This is a genomic window from Sulfitobacter profundi, assembly GCF_042661425.1.
Classification (GTDB): Bacteria; Pseudomonadota; Alphaproteobacteria; order Rhodobacterales; family Rhodobacteraceae; genus Sulfitobacter; species Sulfitobacter profundi.
In genome coordinates this window covers 1975296-1991089 of the sequence record NZ_JBHSWA010000001.1, presented here as the reverse complement: position 1 = coordinate 1991089, position 15794 = coordinate 1975296, and the positions used below count along the sequence as shown (strand labels likewise).

The following is a 15794-nucleotide window of genomic DNA, read 5'->3' as shown; positions in this document are numbered from 1 at the left end:
AGAAAGTGCAACGAGGGAAGGCCGTCTTCGGTGTGGGGTTGGCGCAATCAGCTGACCGAAGATGACATCGCCCCTTCACCCGCGCGGTCGAGCAATCCGAGCGCACATTGGACGCGGAGGAGAGCGAAAGCACTATGTTTTGGCAAGGGAGGACAGCTTCCTACGCCTGAAGGCCCGCGCGCCGGGCTAACCTGCCTCGCGTTTTGCCACCGTGCAAAGCCAATCGCGCACGATGATCGCAGCACTTGAAACCCCTTGGCGCGGAGAAAGCAGATAGAAATCCTGCCCGACCTCCATCACATGAGGCACCGGGCAAACCAACCGCCCCGCTTCAAGATCGCGCTGGACCAAAAAGCGGCTCGCCAGCGCCACCCCCTGCCCGGCGAGAGCGGCATCCAGACTAAGCGTTGTTTGGTTAAACCGAAGCCGCCGCGCTGGTTTTACAGCGCTATCAAACGCCTCTTGCGCAAAGCGCGGCCAAAGATCATGCGTATCGTGGAGCAGGGTCAGTCGCGCCAGACCCACCGCATCCAGTGGCATGCCGTCAGCCGTCAAACTGGGCGAGCAAACCGCCACAACCTCCTGCGCGAACAGCAGATCAGCCCGCAGACTGGCACCGAAAGGCGGACGCGCCTGACGCACGGCAAGGTCGATCCCATCCGCATGAAAGCTCGCCACCCGCTCCGTCGCCGTGATGCGCAGGTCGATGCCGGGATGGGCTTCGGTGAAGTCTGACAAGCGGGGGATCAGCCATTTCGACGCAAAAGTCGGTGTCACGCTGACCGTCACCCGCGCGGGCGCACTGCGCAGGGCATCCGTCGCCTCGCTCAACTGCTCAAAAGCCCGCGATACAGAGGCATGATAGGCCCGCCCTTCGTCGGTAAAGGCAAGGCCGCGCGGTTCGCGTAGAAACAGGCGCAGCCCCAGATGATCCTCCAGCCCGCGCACCTGCTGGGCGACCGCCCCTTGGGTGACGCCCAATTCATCCGCAGCGGCGCGGAAGTTCATATGACGCCCCGCCGCGGCAAAAGCGCGAAGGCCGTTCAGGGGCGGCAGTGGAAAGTCTGTGGGCACGATAGAATTCCTACAGTCATACGACAATACATCTGGCTGGCCAGCACAGCGTACCGTGCCTAATTAAAAGACCATAACACCGCAGCGCAATCGCTGCACAGCATATGGAGTATATCCGATGACAACAGAAAAAGTAGCCCTGATCACCGCAGGCGGCAGCGGCATGGGCGCGGGGGCGGCCCGCAAACTGGCCGCTGATGGCTTTAAGGTCGGCGTGCTCTCATCCTCCGGCAAGGGAGAGGCGCTTGGCGCCGAATTGGGCGGCTTTGGCATCACCGGTTCGAACCAATCGCAAGAGGCGCTGGCGCAGTTGGTGGATGGCGCGATGGACCGCTGGGGCCGCGTCGATGTGCTGGTGAACTCCGCCGGACATGGGCCGAAAGGCGACATCCTAGAGATGACTGACGAAGACTGGCACGGCGGGTTGGATGTCTATCTGATGAACGTGATCCGCCCCACCCGTCTGGTGACACGGATCATGGCGGCGCAGGGCGGCGGCGCAATCATCAATATCTCGACATTTGCCACCTTTGAGCCGGACCCGCTTTTCCCCACCTCAGGCGTCTTCCGGGCCGGGCTCGCGGGTTTCACCAAGCTCTATGCAGATCAATACGCGGGCCAAAACATCCGCATGAACAACGTCCTCCCCGGCTTTATCGACAGCCTGCCCGAGACCGAAGACCGCCGCGCGCGCATCCCCATGGGGCGCTATGGAACCGAGGCTGAAGTCTCTTCGCTGATCGGCTGGCTCGCCTCCGAAGGCGGCGCCTATGTCACCGGGCAGAACTGGCGCATCGACGGCGGGCTGACCCGTGGCGTCTGAGGCGATCGCGGGCGCGGCCCCTGCGCAGCTGGCGTTCTGGGTCAAATGGGTGGCTTCGGTGATCCAGATCCTTGGCTATGCCGCCACCGGCTTTGGCTGGACGCCTTGGAACCTCTACCTCTTTGTGGTGGGGGTTCTGGGCTGGCTGATCGTCGGGGTGCTTTGGAATGATCGGGCGATAACGCTGGTCCATCTCGTTGCCATGGCCGCGATGCTGGCGGGGATGGCGAGCCAGTAGCGGGCCCCTTGTTCTCTGCGGGATGATCCACTCGCCCCGCAGGAACGGCCCCGGCCTAACGGCACATCGCATCCGGCGGCGGGACCGTGGGCCAAACTCTCCCGCCGCCACTTGCCTTGCACAGCGCGAAAGCTGCCCCATATTTCCTATCAAAGGACAACCGCGAGAGACCAAGATGGGCTATGTAAAGACAGCGATGCTGATGGCGGCGATGACCGCGCTTTTCATGGGGGTCGGCTACCTGATCGGCGGATCGGGCGGTGCGCTGATCGCACTTGTGGTGGCGGCGGGGATGAACGCCTTTACGTGGTGGAACTCCGACCGCATGGTGCTCAAGATGCACAACGCGCAGCCGGTTTCCCCAATGACCGCACCGGGCTTTATGCCCTCACAGCCGAGCTTGCGCGGAACGCGGGCCTGCCCGAACCGAAGGTCTATCTGATCGACACGCCGCAACCCAACGCCTTTGCCACCGGGCGCAACCCGGCCAATGCTGCCGTGGCAGTGACGAAAGGGCTGATGCAAAGCCTCAGCCGCGAGGAACTGGCGGGCGTCATCGCGCATGAACTGGCCCATATCCGCAACCATGATACCGCGATCATGACCGTGACGGCCACCTTCGCGGGTGCAATTTCGATGCTGGCGAACTTCGCCCTATTTTTTGGCGGCGCGCGTGAACGGATGGGGATGATCGGCACGCTGATGATGATGTTTCTTGCCCCTTGGCCGCAGCGCTGGTGCAGATGGCGATCAGCCGAACGCGGGAATATGCCGCAGACAAGGCCGGGGCCGAGATCTGCGGCCACCCGCTCTGGCTGGCCTCAGCGCTTGAGAAAATCGCGATGGGCGCCGCGCGGATCGACAATCACGCCGCCGAGCGGAACCCGGCCACGGCGCATATGTTCATCATCAACCCGCTGCACGCGCATAAACATGACAGCCTCTTTGCCACACACCCGGCGACGGAAAACCGCATCGCGGCCCTGCGTGCGATGACGCCCACGGCGGCCCCGGTGCGGACCGAGAGCGCCCGCCCCACCACCAGCAGCCGTATCCCCAAGGCCGGCAGACGTGGTGACGCGGGGCCGTGGCGCTAAGCCGCGCTCAGCCCCGCCGCCAGTAAGCCGTGCAAATCTGGCGTGTCTTATCCATGCCGAGGGTGGTTTTGAAATGCCCCCGCAACTGCTGGGCGTTCCGGAACTCTCCGGCGAAAAAGGCATAGCCCAAACCGTCATCCGTCAGCGCCTGCGCATGGCCTAGCACCTCGGCCTCGAACGCGGCGGGCGGCAGCGCATGGACGCGCAGCTTGGTCTTGGGCAGGTAGTCGCGATAGGACACGCCACGCGGCAGGGCCGCCACCACATCGCCCACCGCATCCTCTGGCAGGCGCGCTAAAAGCTGCGCCACAGCGGGCAGCCCCGTGCCATCTGCGGCCAGAAAATAGGAGGAGGCTTCGGGCAAGGCGCTGATGCCCACCGGTCCCATCGCCCCGATCCGTTGCCCGGCATGGGCGTTCTGCGCCCATTGCGAAATCAGGCCCGATCCATGGCGCACCACGTCGATATCGACCTCTTCGCGCGCGGCGCGGATATTCTTGAGCGTGACATAGCGCGCGTGCAACTCATCCGCGCCCTTTGGCCAGACCGGCGCACCGTTGGCGCCCATCACGGGCCACACGGGTGCGCGGCTGGGATCGCGCGGCAGGATCAACCGCAGATGCAGCCCCTGCGCGGCGAGTTCGGCAATATCCGGGTAATGCAGGGTGACGCGCTGCATCCCCTCGAACAGGATTTCGCTGTTCAACACAGTCAGCAGGCGGAAGTTCTGCGGCGTGGCACCGGCCTCTTGCGAGATGCCCTGCCAGCGGATGCGATCGGCCAGCGCGAGATCAAACTCCGCCACGTGATGCACCATGCCCTCTTTCGAGAATTGCATGGCGTTTTCGCCGGGCGCTTGAAGGCTGACTTCCAGCCCCCGCGGGCAAAGATCGAACTCCACCCGGTAGCCGTCTTGCTCAAACACATGACCGGTCGCCCCTTTGGCGCGAAACGCCATGCCGTGGTCATCAACAAGATGCGACAGGATCTGCGAGAGCATCTCCTGCGGCGCGTCCATCGGGATGGTGGTCTTGGCTTTGGCGATGGTCATCTGGGGCTCCTCCCGGTCAAAGAAAAGCGCGGCACACGAGGGTGGTGCCGCGCTTTAGGCTCACCAGCTATGGGCCAGCTTCACGGTGACTTCACGGCCGGGGCTGTAGAAGTCAGCGTAGAAACCGCCGTAGGAGGTGTGCTTTTCGTCAAACAGGTTGGTGACATTGGCCGACAGGGTGGTCTGCTCGGACAGGTCATAGCTTACGGCCGCATCCACCACGACAAAGCTGCCCGTCTCGCCTGTCGCGTTGCTGTCGCTGTAGTAATAGCCGCTGTTGAACCGCGCGCCCAACCCGACCGTCAGATCACCATGACCAAGGTTTTCCCATGTCCGGCTGGCCCAGATCGAGGCGACATTTTCAGGCACCAGACCGGGGCGGTTGCCGACGTTGCCGGAGGTGCCGTTCTCTTTGATCTCGGCATCCAGATAGCTGTAGGCCGCGGTGAGGGTATAGGCGCCCATCTCGGCTTTGGCTTCCAGATCGATGCCGCGGACACCGATTTCACCGATGGTTTCCGGCTGGTTGGTCGCCGGGTTGGTGCGGGTGATGTTGCTTTTCGACAGGTCATAGACCGAGGCCGTCAGCAGCGCATTGGTGCCCATGGGCTGCCATTTCGTGCCCAGCTCAAACTGCTCGCCCTCTTCCGGCTCGACGCCAAAGCCTGCGGGCACGACCGACTGCGCGTAGTTCCCAAAGACCGAAACGTTCGGCTTGATCTTATAGGTCAGACCCACGCGGCCTGTCGTCTCGCTGATGTCGTTGGTCTGCACCGTACCGGCAAGGTTGTTGGTTTCGGTCACGTCGATCCAGTCGTGACGCAGCCCGAAGGAGGCGATGAAACGTTCGTTCCAGTTCAGCTCTTGCTGAAGGTAAAGCGCCTTGCCTTCCGTCTCTGTGTCGAGATCGGCAAAAATCGGAACGCTGGTGGGACGGCCTGTGTAGCTCGGGTTGTCGCGGTCAACCGACGGCGCCGCGCCATAAAAGCGCTGATCGGTCTCGTCGGACCACGAGAATTCGACCCCCGCCGTGGTGGTGCTGGCCGCACTGCCAAGGAAACCCTCATAGGTCAGATGCAGGTCGGAGATCATGTTCTCGCTCGTGCCGTCGCTGGCAAAGTACGCGCGGTCCACCATGCTGTCATTCGGGGTATAGTCGCTGACATAGGCATAGCCGAAGTCATCCGCGCTGTCGCTGTAGCGCAGGGTGCCGCCAAAGCTCAGCCCGTTGCCAAAGTCATGCGCGCCCAGAACGGAAACGGTGGTCCGTTCGGTGCCGCGGTAGTTATAGGCAGGCTCACCGTAGAACACGTCGCTGCGGTCAAAATCGCCGCCCGCCGGGAAACCACCGCTGCCGGGCACAGAATCGCGGTCAAGGTGATCGACGATCATGGTCAGCTCAGACGCATCGGAGGGACGCCATGTGAGGCCACCCATCGCAAAGATCTCGTCATTCTCGGAATAGGGGTACTCAAGCTCGCCGTTGCGCAGCAGGCCGGTGAAACGGTAGCTGAGCGTGCCTTCTTCATCCAGCGTGTCGCCGAAATCCACACCGGTTTCCAAGCTGCCGTAGGAGTCCACCGAGGTGTAAACACTGCCAAACCGCTCGTCGCGCGGGCGTTTGGTGACATAGTTGACCGAGCCGCCGGGGTCGGACAGGCCAAAGGTCGAAGACGATGCGCCCCGGATGACTTCCACACGCTCAAAGGCAAAGGGCTCTTCGCGGATGGCCCCAAAGTTCGGGCCTAATGTCAGCCCATCGCGGTAGGTATAGGCCTCGAACCCGCGCAGAATGAAATAGTCGAACCGGTCGTCCGCGCCATAGCTGTCGGTACTGGCGCCGGCGGTGTAGTTCAACACCTGCTCCACACTATCCGCACCGCGCGCCTCGATCTCGCGGCTGGTGATGACAGACACGCTGGCCGGGATATCAATGATCTCTCCCGACAGCTTGCCGCCGCTGCTGAGTTCGCTGGCGACCACGGTTTCGGCATCCGCCGCGCCTGAGGTTTGCGCGCTGGTCTCTAGGATCACGTCGTCCAACTGGTAGGTCGCTTGCGCGGAAACTGCGCCGGGCACCAGCGCCGTACAGCACAATAGCGCCGTCTTGAGAGAGCCGCGCCCTAGTTGCAGGGGAATGAATTTAAAAGAGGGCATGGCGGTCTCCGTAATAACCTAGTGAATCAGTCGGGATTTCCTTACCCCTATGATACGGAGGGCGCCAGAGTCAATCTGACTGATTTAGTAAGTTATTTTAAGCTGCGACTTCTTTTCGTGATTGCCCGATTTTATGGCGCCCGATCGGCACCATGCAGGGGGTCTGCGAAACGGGGTCGCTGACAATACGGCACGACAGGCCGAAGACGGCTTTCACCAGGTCCTCTGTCAGGACCTCAGCGGGCGGCCCCTCGGCGCGGATGCCGCCATCGCCCACGGCGATCAGGTGGTCGGCATAGCGCGCGGCGAGGTTGAGATCATGCAGCACCATGACGATCGTCGTGCCCTGCGCGGTGTTGAGATCGACAAGCAGGTCCAGCACCTCTACTTGATGCGCGACGTCCAAAAAGGTTGTTGGCTCATCAAGCAACAACAGGTCGGTCTCTTGCGCCAAGGCCATGGCGATCCACACCCGCTGGCGCTGACCACCCGACAGGGTATCAAGATCGCGCTCGGCTAGTTCTTCGGTCCCGGTCGCGGCGAGCGCGCGGGCCACGGCGCGGTCATCCTCTGCCGACCAGCGCGAGAATAGCCCCTGATGCGGATGCCGCCCGCGCCCGACAAGGTCGGCCACGGCGATCCCCTCGGGCGCGACGGGCGATTGCGGCAACAACCCCATGACCTGCGCCAGCTTGCGCGATTTCATCTGATGCACCGACTGTCCATCGAGCAGGACCGCGCCGGATTTGGGCTGCAAAATCCGCGCCAGCGTCCGCAACAGGGTCGACTTCCCCGAGGCATTGCCGCCCACGATGGCGGTGATCTTGCCCGCAGGCAGGGAGAGAGAGACATCCTCCAAAATCACGCGCGTTTCATAGCCCGCGCCCAGATTGCGCGTTTCAAGACGGTGGTCGTGGGTCATAGCGTGCCCCCATTTCTATTGGCGCGGACGATGAGATACAAAAGGAAGGGCGCGCCGACTGCTCCGGTGACGACGCCGACAGGCAAGCGCGCGGGCAAAAGGAACTGCCCCACGAAGTCACCCGCGATGACCAGCACTGCACCCACCAGACCGGCCGCCAGAAGCAATCCGCGGGACCCCGGCAAGAGCCGCGCCGCAATGGGCCCCGCGAGGAAGGCGACAAAGGCAATCGGCCCGGTCGCAGCCGTCGCGATGGCCACAAGGCCGACGGCGGCCAGTGTCACCCGCAGCCGCGTGGCATCGGCCCGCACGCCAAGGGCTTCGGCGGTGTCATCGCCAAGGCGCAGCACCTCCAAATCGCGGGCGGTAACGGCCAGCAGCCCTCCGAACACCAACAGCGCCCCGGCCACGGGCAGGGCTTGGACAAGCTGCATACCGTTGAGGCTGCCGGTCAGCCAACGCATCGCCTCGGCCCGGTCCCATGCGGGCGCTTCGAGCAAGACATAGGCTGTCACACTATCGAGCATGGCCGAGACGCCGATGCCAATCAGGATCAGCCGCGCCCCCGCAGCGCCGCGGCGCGAGGACAGCGCCCAGATCAGCGCCGCGACCCCAAGCCCCGCCGCCACCGCGACGAGCGACACCAACCACCCATCGAGGGCCAGAATAACGATGGCAAAGACCGCCGCCGCCCCCGCACTGGCGCTGATGCCGATGATGTCGGGGCTGGCCAGCGAATTGCGCAGCATGATCTGAAACGCCACCCCGCCCAAGCCAAAGCTGGCCCCAGCGAGCAGCCCCATGACCGCGCGCGGCAAACGCAACTCGGTCACCACGAAAACGGCATTCGCCTCCGGCGCACCGGTCAGCGCGGCCCAGACATCGCCCGGCGGCACGCAGCCCCGTCCGCAGCTGAGCGTCAGCAGCACCAAGCCCAGCACAAGCGCCGCCAGAAACCCCAGCACCTGAAGGCGGCCCGCCGCCACGGGGCGGGTGCTGCGCGGGGCGGTGAAGGTCACATCGCTCATAGCCCACGCATCCTGTGATTGCGCACCGTCCAGATAAAGAAGGGCGCGCCGACAAAGGCAGTGACGATGCCCACGTCCAACTCATTCGGGCGCGCGATGACCCGGCCTAGCACGTCCGATAGCCCCAGCATGGAGGCCCCCGCCAAGGCCGAGAGCGGCAACACCAGCTTGTAATCAACGCCTGCGATCATCCGGCACAGATGCGGCACCACCAGCCCGACAAAGCCAATCGGCCCGCAAAGCGCCGTCGCCGTGCCGCAGAGGATCACAGCCCCCGCCGCCGCCATGACCCGGCCCAAGGCGACGCTCTGACCAAGGCCGGTGGCAAGCTCTTCGCCCAAGGCCAATGCGTTGAGCACCCGGGCCGAGGCGAGGCTTAGCGCAAACCCGACCAGCGCGAAGGGCAAGGCGGGCAAGAGCGTCTCAAAGCTCGCGCCGCCGATGCCGCCCACCTGCCAAGATTGCACAGAGCCCGCGATGTCATTGCGCGGCAGGACCACCGCGATGATAAAGGCCGACACCGCCACAGAGGTCGCCGTGCCAGCAAGGGTCAGCTTCAGCGGGGTCGCCCCGCCCTGCCCGGCGGAGCCGATCAGATAGACGAAAACCGCCGTCACCCCGGCCCCGGCGATGCCGAGCCACAGAAAGCTCTGCGCGCCGCTGATGTCGAACCAAGCGATGCCCACCACGACGAAAAGCGCCGCGCCCGCATTCACGCCCAGAATACCCGGATCGGCCAGTGGGTTGCGGCTGATGCCCTGCATCACCGCCCCCGCAAGGCCAAGCGCGCCCCCGCGAGAATGGCCAGCGCCGTGCGCGGCATCCGCACCGCGACCGCCGCAGCGCCGATGGTCTCAATCCGGCCGGTCATGCCCGCCCAGGTCTCGGCCCAAGGCACTGAACGCGCGCCCACGGTCAGCGACAGGCCGGTCATCAGCAGCAGCAGGCCCAGCAAAAGCGCGAGACCAGCCAGCCGTTGGGGGCGCTGCACCTGCATTATTCCCCGCGCGTGGCGGCCGCGCTCAGCCGTGCAAGATAATCGTCGAGCACATAGTCGATCGACAGCGGCGTCGGGTTCGCGGCGGTGCCCATCGGGTCATTCGCCAGTAGCACGACCGAGCCACGGGCGACGGCGGGGAAACGCGCGATCAGCGGGTTCTTGGCCAGTTCGTCCAACCGCGCCTGATCGCCATAGGTGACCACGACATCCACGTCTTCGAACAGATCGATCCGCTCGGCACTCACACGGCCCGAGTATTTCCCGGCCTCGCTGGCCTCGCGCACCGCTTGGGGCGTTGCCATGCCGATGTCGGTCAGGAACTGCACCCGCTGGTCGGCGGCGGCGTAGAAACCGATGGTGCTGAGGTCGCGCGGATCGAGGTGAGTGACGAACATCCCGGTTTTGCCAGCCAGTTCGGGATATTCTTCGCGGGCGGTGGCGATACGCTCTTCGATCTCGGCGACCATCGCGTCACCTTCTTCGGCCATGCCAAGGCCCGCCGCGTTCTGGCGGATCATCTCGCGCCATGTCGTCGTCCATGCGGCTTCGGGATAGGCGATGACCGGCGCGATGCGGCTGAGCGTTTCATATTCCGACTGCGACAGACCGGAATAGGCGGCAAGGATCACATCGGGCTGGGTGCTGGCCACGGCTTCGAAATCAATGCCATCGCCCTCGTCAAAAAGCGTGGGCACCTCTGCGTCCAATTCATCAAGCTTTTCGATCACCCAAGGCAGCAGCCCATCGCCATCGTCGTCCCCCCATGAGGCGCGGGCAAAACCGACGGGCACGATCCCGAGCGCCAAGGGCACCTCGTGATTGGCCCAGCCGACAGACGCCACCCGTTCGGGCCGCTCTTCGATGATGGTTTCGCCAAAGGCGTGTTCAACGGTGACGGGAAAGTCCTGTGCCGAGGCGGCAGTCGCGCCAAAGGCCAAGCAAATGAATGACAATGTTCTGAGCACTGCGGCCCCCTTAATCCGATTCTTTTAGTAAACTATTGTCTGTTATGCCCCAGTGGGCGGGGATGCAACAGGGCAGTTCATCGGATCGTGGGGTTGGGCCGTGCCAAAGCGAAGGTGCGCGCGGTCGGCCCAGATGCCGCTGCGACAAGCGTGATAAACGCACAGATAGGTGAAACAGCCCCGCCAGACCGCCCGTATGCGCCCCCGGTTTCCCCCGAGGGGAGGGACAGGAAAACCGGTGGGGCGCATCGCTGCAAGTCTATCGAGGAGCCACTCCCTGGGGTAGGGGAACGGGCAGCAGCTCCCGAGAAGGCCCGCGTCGTGAAGCATGTTCTCAGGCCAAACGGTCGAAATGAACCGGTTGCCAGCTTGGGACGCGGTCATTGTTCTGGTCAATGACGCCTTCGTGCAGACCCGTCTATCGGCGGGTATGTCTAACTATAGGTCGCGCTTTGCATCGCTGCATCTGGGCGGGGGTATAAACGGGCTAGTCTTAAGGATAGGTTGCCGCCCCCCGGTCAGACACGCCCCCGTTACAGACCGACCTGCGCCTTCATTGCCGCCAGCGTCGCGTCCCAAGTTTCGGGCAAAGCCTTTGACAGCCCGCGCGCTTCGCCGTCTTTGCCGGTCTTGCAGGCGGTCTCGATCTCCTTGAGCAGGCCGTGCAGCCGGTCCGCCCCAAGCATGCCGCACATCCCGGCCATGGCATGGGCCTGCGCCTGCAAATCGGGCAGGCCATCGGCGGCCATCAATGCGGGCAGGTCATCCGCGCCCTTCTGGCCAAGCTTTTCCATCCGCTCCCGCAGCTTCTCCACGCCCAATAGGTCGATCAGGTCCGCGATCTGTTGTTCGTTCAACAATGGCCGTTTCGCGGATTTCGCCTGCACCGATGTCTGCGCGCTGGCCAAACGCTCTGGCAGGGCCTGTTCCGGCATCACCTCACGCCCCGAAAGCTCGCGCAGCTTTGCACGCAGCACTTTCATATCCAGCGGCTTTTGCAAAAACCCCGACATCCCGACCGCGCTGAACTCCGCCCGTTCTTTCGGCAAGGCGTGGGCGGTCACGGCGATGATCGGCGTCTCCCGATTGGGGCCATCGCCGGAGAGAATCGCCTTGGTCGCCTGAATGCCATTCACCTCGGGCATGGAGATATCCATGAGGATCGCATCGAAGGGCGCGTCTTCGGCAAGCTCGATCGCCGCGCGCCCACCGGTGGCAAGGGTGACATCATGGCCGATTTTCTCCAGCATTGCCATGATCAGTTCGCAGTTGATCTCATTGTCGTCCACCAGCAGCAGGTTGAGCCGCTTTGCTGGCAGCATCTCGACGCGTTTTTTCTGTGGGTCGGGGGCGGCGTCGCAGTCGATCTCTGCCAGATCAGCAAGTTTCACCGGCAAGCGCAGCGTGAAACATGCCCCCTCTCCCACGGTCGAGTCGCAGGTAATCTCGCCGCCCAAACGTTTGACCAAACGACGCACGATCCCAAGCCCCAAACCGGTGCCCCCAGTGCGCCGCTCATAGCGGCTGTCGAGCGAGACGAAGTCTTCGAAGATACGGTCGATATCCCCCGCCGGAATGCCGGGTCCGTCATCCTCGACCTGAAGGTGGAACTCCTCCCCCTCTGAGCCAGATTCGGCGAACCACCCGCGCAATGTCACATCACCGCCGGGGCTAAACTTGATCGCGTTGCTCAGAAGGTTGACCAAAATCTGCTGGATCGCCCGTGGGTCCGTCACGATGGCCTTGTCGTCCAACTGCGTCAAATCTAGGTGCAGCCGCGTGCCCCCGGCCTCGGCCAGAGGGTCCATCGTGTTGATGATTCCCGCCATCAGCACCGTCATGTCACAGGTCTGACGCACCTGTTCATAGGTGCCCGCCTCGCTGCGCTCGATGGCCAGCACGTCGTTGATATGGCCCAACAAAATCTCACCCGAGGTCATCCCCGCATCGAGATAGCGCTTTTGCTCATCGTCGAGCCGGTCATCTTGCAGCAGTTGCAAAGCCGAGATCACACCATTGAGGGGCGTGCGCATCTCGTGGCTCATCATGGCGAAGAAGCGCGACTTTTCCTGATAGGCAACAAGGGCTTCGTCACGCGCGGCAATAATCTCGGCCTCGCGGAGGCGTTTTTCGGTGATGTCCCGGATATAAGCGATGAACAGCGCCCCCTGCCCCATGGGCGATTGCGACACGGACATCTCGACCGGGAAAATGCGCCCGGTTTGGTCGATCATTTCAAACTCGCGGCGGCCCTTATCGGCGACCTCCGTCTCTCCAGTCTGGCGGAATTTCTCAAGCCGTTCGCGGTGCACGCTGCGGTCGGCGGGCGGGATCAACAGGCTGATATAGTCCCTGCCCTTTGCGGCCTCATGGGTGATTCCGAATATCTCTTCGGCGGAGCCGTTGAAATCTTCGATCTCGCCGTGGTCGTTGATAACGACGATGGCGTCGAGCGATGCTTGAAGGGTGGTGGCAAGGCGCAGGTGGTTTTCTTCAACCAATTGCGAGGTGCGGTTCAACCGGCTGGCCTGCCGCGACAGGCGGTAGACCGCGCCGACCAAGGCAAGGGTGACGATCAACACGATCGCCGCCATCACTTCGATCAGTCGCACGATCTCATGGCGTTCGTTCTGGGACATCTCGTTGGCGATGGCGATAGAGGTCAAGGCAATCTCACGCGGGACATCCTCGACGCTGCGCAGCATCGTATCGATATCATCAAGCGCTGCGGCCAGTTCGACGTCAGTGCCATCAATCGCCGGTAAGAACCCATCCAGCAGGATGCGCAGTTCGCGATCTTGGGTTTGGCCTTTGCGTTATTGCGCATCCGTTCGGCCAGCAAAACGCGGCTGTAGAAGATGTCGAACCGCTTGCGGAACTCTTTCAGCGCCTCGGGCGTGGCGGATTTCGCCTGCGCCAATGCGCGGTCAGTCTTGAGGAACTCGATCTCAATCTGGGTAAAAACCCATTCGGCGTGGTCCTGTTGCGCACTGTCGAGCGCTTGAATCCGATCCCAGACGTTATAGGCCAGATAGGCGGCGATGCTCATCCCCGCCACGAGGATAAGCATCAATACCTGTCGGCTTCTGGCGCGCGCGGGTCCGAATTTTCCTGCGTCGTTCATCCAAGCCCTCTGCGCCATTGTCAGTTACTCGACACTAATGCGGTCAAGCTGCCAGATCGACCGGCTGTAGACCAGTTCAGTCTGGTAGGCGATGTCACTGTCGTAAGGGTAGACGACCCAAAGTGGCCCCTTGTCCCGGCGCGACATTTCCTCGCCATTGGTGTAGTAGGCGATGATCGGGCCGCCTTCGACGGCGTCGGACATCGGGATTTCCACAGCATAGTCATTGATGGCCGTCGCGGTGATCGTGCCGTCTTCGACGTTCAACGTGTCGAACAGATCCTTGAGGGAAACGCCTTCGAACTCCTGCGAGCCATCGGTCCAGATGGTTGTCGTTTCAAAGCTTGAAACCGGCATCGACTGCAGGTCAGACAGGGTAAATTTATGGGTTTCACCGGCCAGCGTCACGTTGAGCACGGCCTCTTCGTCTTGGGCGGCAACCGCCGAAGCAAGGCCCATTGTGAGCGCGGCTGCGTTGATGGTCTTGCTAAGATTCTGAAAAATCATGTCTTGGTTCCTTATCTGGCGTTATGACCTGACCATACCCTGACCTAATGAGAGGCGCGAATGCGCAGAAGCGCATCCCCCCTATACCAAAGGATAGGCGCGCCTGCCCCGGAGCGCCCCGCCCTGCCATACCAAAGGATAGCGGCGCATGCCTTTGCGTCCCTTGTTCCTTGGGCTTTCATCTTTCTTTTCGAACGGGCACACTCTACCCATTAGAGAACGCCGGCCATTTGGGCTTCAGGAGATCTATTATGTCTTTGCGTATTTTAATTGCCGATGATCACGACATGGTTCGAGAGACCATTGCCATGTTCCTTGATGCCGATGGGGCGACCGTCACCGAAGCGGCATGCGATCTGGCCGGTGCCTTGGACAAGATCAAGTCCGAGCCGCCCTACGATCTGGTTCTGCTCGATTATACGATGCCCGGTATGAAGGGGTTGCAGGGCCTGCAAACCGTGCTTGGTATCAACGAGGGCCGCCCCGTCGGGCTGATTTCTGGCACCGCCACCCGGCTGATCGCCGAACAGGCGCTGGAAATGGGGGCAATCGGCTTTCTGCCCAAAACCCTGCCCGCCAAGTCACTGGTCAACGCGGTCCGCTTTATGGCCGCCGGGGAGACCTATGCCCCGGTCACCTTCATGTCGGGCAAAGACAATCCCGAAGAGACGGATTTCGAGAAAGCCTTGTCCGAGCGTGAGCGCCAAGTGCTGCGCGGATTGATGAGCGCGCAGTCGAATAAAGAGATCGCGCGCGACCTCGATCTGCAAGAAGTGACGATCAAACTGCACGTGAAAACACTTTGCCGAAAACTGGACGCAAAGAATCGTACGGATGCAGCGATCATTGCGCGCGACGCGGGCTTCGTTTGAGGCCCGTTTTCGCCGCCTGAAACGCCCCGGCCCGGACCCTGCGCGGCCCCCGTAGCGCGCCCAATTTGCCCTCTGGCTTGTAAACCATAATCGCCCGCCCCGCGCGGGCGTTTTTGCGTTTAGCCTATGGCGTTTTGCACCGGATCAAAGATTCGGAAACTGCATTTTTCCCTGCAAAATTAACCATCTATCCGCCCCGCCCCCAGCGCCATCCCCGCGCCAAATGATAGGCCGGGGCGCGACCCGATAGGGGCGCCTATCCTTTCGACTAACCGTCTGACCAGAGGCTCAGCGAGTTAACCCTTCGCTCAGATGATATCGGTATTCGATTCCCCGAAGATGAGAACAGGACAACGCAATGAGCGTGTCCGTTCATTGCAACTGCCGGCTCTTCACCGGCCCACAAGGGAACTACTAGATGCGTATCCATATCTCCCAATTATCCAAGACACTCATTGCGAGTACGGCCTTGTCCCTCGCGGGTTTCGCGGCTGCCGCCGACGCGCTCACGAGCGAATTCTCCTTCCGCGTGGTGGAAACCAATGCCGAGGGCGAAGAAGTCCTCGTTGAGCGTGAAACGATCCGCCCGGGCGAGGTGATCTCTTATGAGCTGCGCCACCAGAACACGACCGAAGGCGCGATGGAGGGGCTCGTCATCGCCGCCCCGGTTCCTGATGGCGTCTCTCTCGCCCTTGGGGCCGAAGTGACCTCTGTCGCCGCGGTCTTTGAAGTCCAGGCCGAGATGGACCCAGAGCAGGAAGGGCTGGAATGGTCGACCGTTCCCGCCACCCGCAAGGTCGTCGATGCCAATGGCAACATGACCGAAGAGCCTCTTCCCGAAGAAGCCGTCGCCGCCGTGCGCTGGACCCTCTCGGAACCGCTCGAAGCAGGCGCCTCCGCCTTCAACAGCTACCGCGTGCGCCTGAACTAATTCCG

Annotated in this window: 15 protein-coding genes and 1 pseudogene; 5 read left to right on the top strand and 11 right to left on the bottom strand. The window is 62.6% G+C overall.

Annotated features, from left to right (window positions below):
• Window positions 1-186: 186 nt before the first annotated feature.
• The gene (locus tag ACFQAU_RS10390) at window positions 187-1074 is read right to left on the bottom strand and encodes a LysR substrate-binding domain-containing protein (RefSeq protein WP_132444226.1); all 888 of its coding nucleotides are present in this window, start codon (window positions 1072-1074) and stop codon (window positions 187-189) included.
• 118 nt (window positions 1075-1192) lie between these two features.
• On the opposite strand from ACFQAU_RS10390, the gene ACFQAU_RS10385 reads away from it, so the two are divergent.
• The 3 genes and pseudogenes from ACFQAU_RS10385 to htpX all read left to right on the top strand — a co-directional run bounded on the left by ACFQAU_RS10385 (window position 1193) and on the right by htpX (window position 3232).
• Window positions 1193-1897 carry an SDR family oxidoreductase gene (locus tag ACFQAU_RS10385; protein WP_120351790.1) on the top strand — a complete coding sequence of 235 codons (705 nt, stop codon included), beginning with the start codon at window positions 1193-1195 and terminating at the stop codon, window positions 1895-1897.
• Window positions 1887-2135, top strand: a complete 249-nt coding sequence (locus ACFQAU_RS10380; protein WP_132444225.1) for a DUF6552 family protein — start codon at window positions 1887-1889, stop codon at window positions 2133-2135. Before ACFQAU_RS10385 ends, ACFQAU_RS10380 begins: the two co-directional genes overlap by 11 nt.
• A 175-nt stretch (window positions 2136-2310) precedes the next feature.
• Window positions 2311-3232, top strand: a pseudogene (htpX, locus tag ACFQAU_RS10375) (zinc metalloprotease HtpX).
• Between the two features lie 7 nt (window positions 3233-3239).
• On the opposite strand, the gene ACFQAU_RS10370 reads toward htpX, so the two are convergent.
• The 10 genes from ACFQAU_RS10370 to ACFQAU_RS10325 all read right to left on the bottom strand — a co-directional run bounded on the left by ACFQAU_RS10370 (window position 3240) and on the right by ACFQAU_RS10325 (window position 13986).
• Window positions 3240-4283, bottom strand: coding sequence for a siderophore-interacting protein (locus ACFQAU_RS10370; protein WP_132444223.1), 1044 nt, complete (start codon window positions 4281-4283; stop codon window positions 3240-3242).
• Window positions 4284-4343: 60 nt separating this feature from the next.
• The gene (locus ACFQAU_RS10365; protein ID WP_132444222.1) at window positions 4344-6440 is read right to left on the bottom strand and encodes a TonB-dependent siderophore receptor; all 2097 of its coding nucleotides are present in this window, start codon (window positions 6438-6440) and stop codon (window positions 4344-4346) included.
• A gap of 97 nt (window positions 6441-6537) precedes the next feature.
• Complete coding sequence (locus ACFQAU_RS10360; RefSeq protein ID WP_132444221.1) at window positions 6538-7362, bottom strand: ABC transporter ATP-binding protein; 825 nt, start codon at window positions 7360-7362, stop codon at window positions 6538-6540.
• Window positions 7359-8390 (bottom strand): FecCD family ABC transporter permease, encoded by a 1032-nt coding sequence (locus ACFQAU_RS10355; protein ID WP_132444220.1) that lies wholly within the window; start codon window positions 8388-8390, stop codon window positions 7359-7361. The genes ACFQAU_RS10360 and ACFQAU_RS10355 overlap by 4 nt, the downstream gene beginning before the upstream one ends.
• Complete coding sequence (locus tag ACFQAU_RS10350) at window positions 8387-9154, bottom strand: FecCD family ABC transporter permease (RefSeq protein ID WP_386282096.1); 768 nt, start codon at window positions 9152-9154, stop codon at window positions 8387-8389. Before ACFQAU_RS10350 ends, ACFQAU_RS10355 begins: the two co-directional genes overlap by 4 nt.
• A complete protein-coding gene (locus ACFQAU_RS10345) occupies window positions 9154-9381 on the bottom strand; it encodes an iron chelate uptake ABC transporter family permease subunit (RefSeq protein ID WP_386282093.1) in 228 nt (75 codons plus the stop codon). The genes ACFQAU_RS10350 and ACFQAU_RS10345 overlap by 1 nt, the downstream gene beginning before the upstream one ends.
• Before the next feature lie 5 nt (window positions 9382-9386).
• Entirely contained in the window at window positions 9387-10355 is a 969-nt protein-coding gene (locus ACFQAU_RS10340; protein WP_132444218.1) for an iron-siderophore ABC transporter substrate-binding protein, read from the bottom strand.
• A 533-nt stretch (window positions 10356-10888) separates the two neighbouring features.
• On the bottom strand, window positions 10889-13060 hold the full coding sequence (locus ACFQAU_RS10335; protein WP_386282088.1) for an ATP-binding protein: 2172 nt from the start codon (window positions 13058-13060) through the stop codon (window positions 10889-10891).
• Complete coding sequence (locus ACFQAU_RS10330) at window positions 13018-13428, bottom strand: hypothetical protein (protein ID WP_386282085.1); 411 nt, start codon at window positions 13426-13428, stop codon at window positions 13018-13020. Before ACFQAU_RS10330 ends, ACFQAU_RS10335 begins: the two co-directional genes overlap by 43 nt.
• 75 nt (window positions 13429-13503) lie before the next feature.
• On the bottom strand, window positions 13504-13986 hold the full coding sequence (locus ACFQAU_RS10325; RefSeq protein ID WP_132444216.1) for a putative pterin-binding protein: 483 nt from the start codon (window positions 13984-13986) through the stop codon (window positions 13504-13506).
• 251 nt (window positions 13987-14237) lie between these two features.
• Between ACFQAU_RS10325 and ACFQAU_RS10320 the strand changes: the two genes are divergently transcribed.
• A complete protein-coding gene (locus tag ACFQAU_RS10320) occupies window positions 14238-14858 on the top strand; it encodes a response regulator transcription factor (RefSeq protein ID WP_067624320.1) in 621 nt (206 codons plus the stop codon).
• 418 nt (window positions 14859-15276) lie between these two features.
• On the top strand, window positions 15277-15789 hold the full coding sequence (locus ACFQAU_RS10315) for a hypothetical protein (RefSeq protein ID WP_132444215.1): 513 nt from the start codon (window positions 15277-15279) through the stop codon (window positions 15787-15789).
• The last annotated feature ends 5 nt before the right edge of the window (window positions 15790-15794 follow it).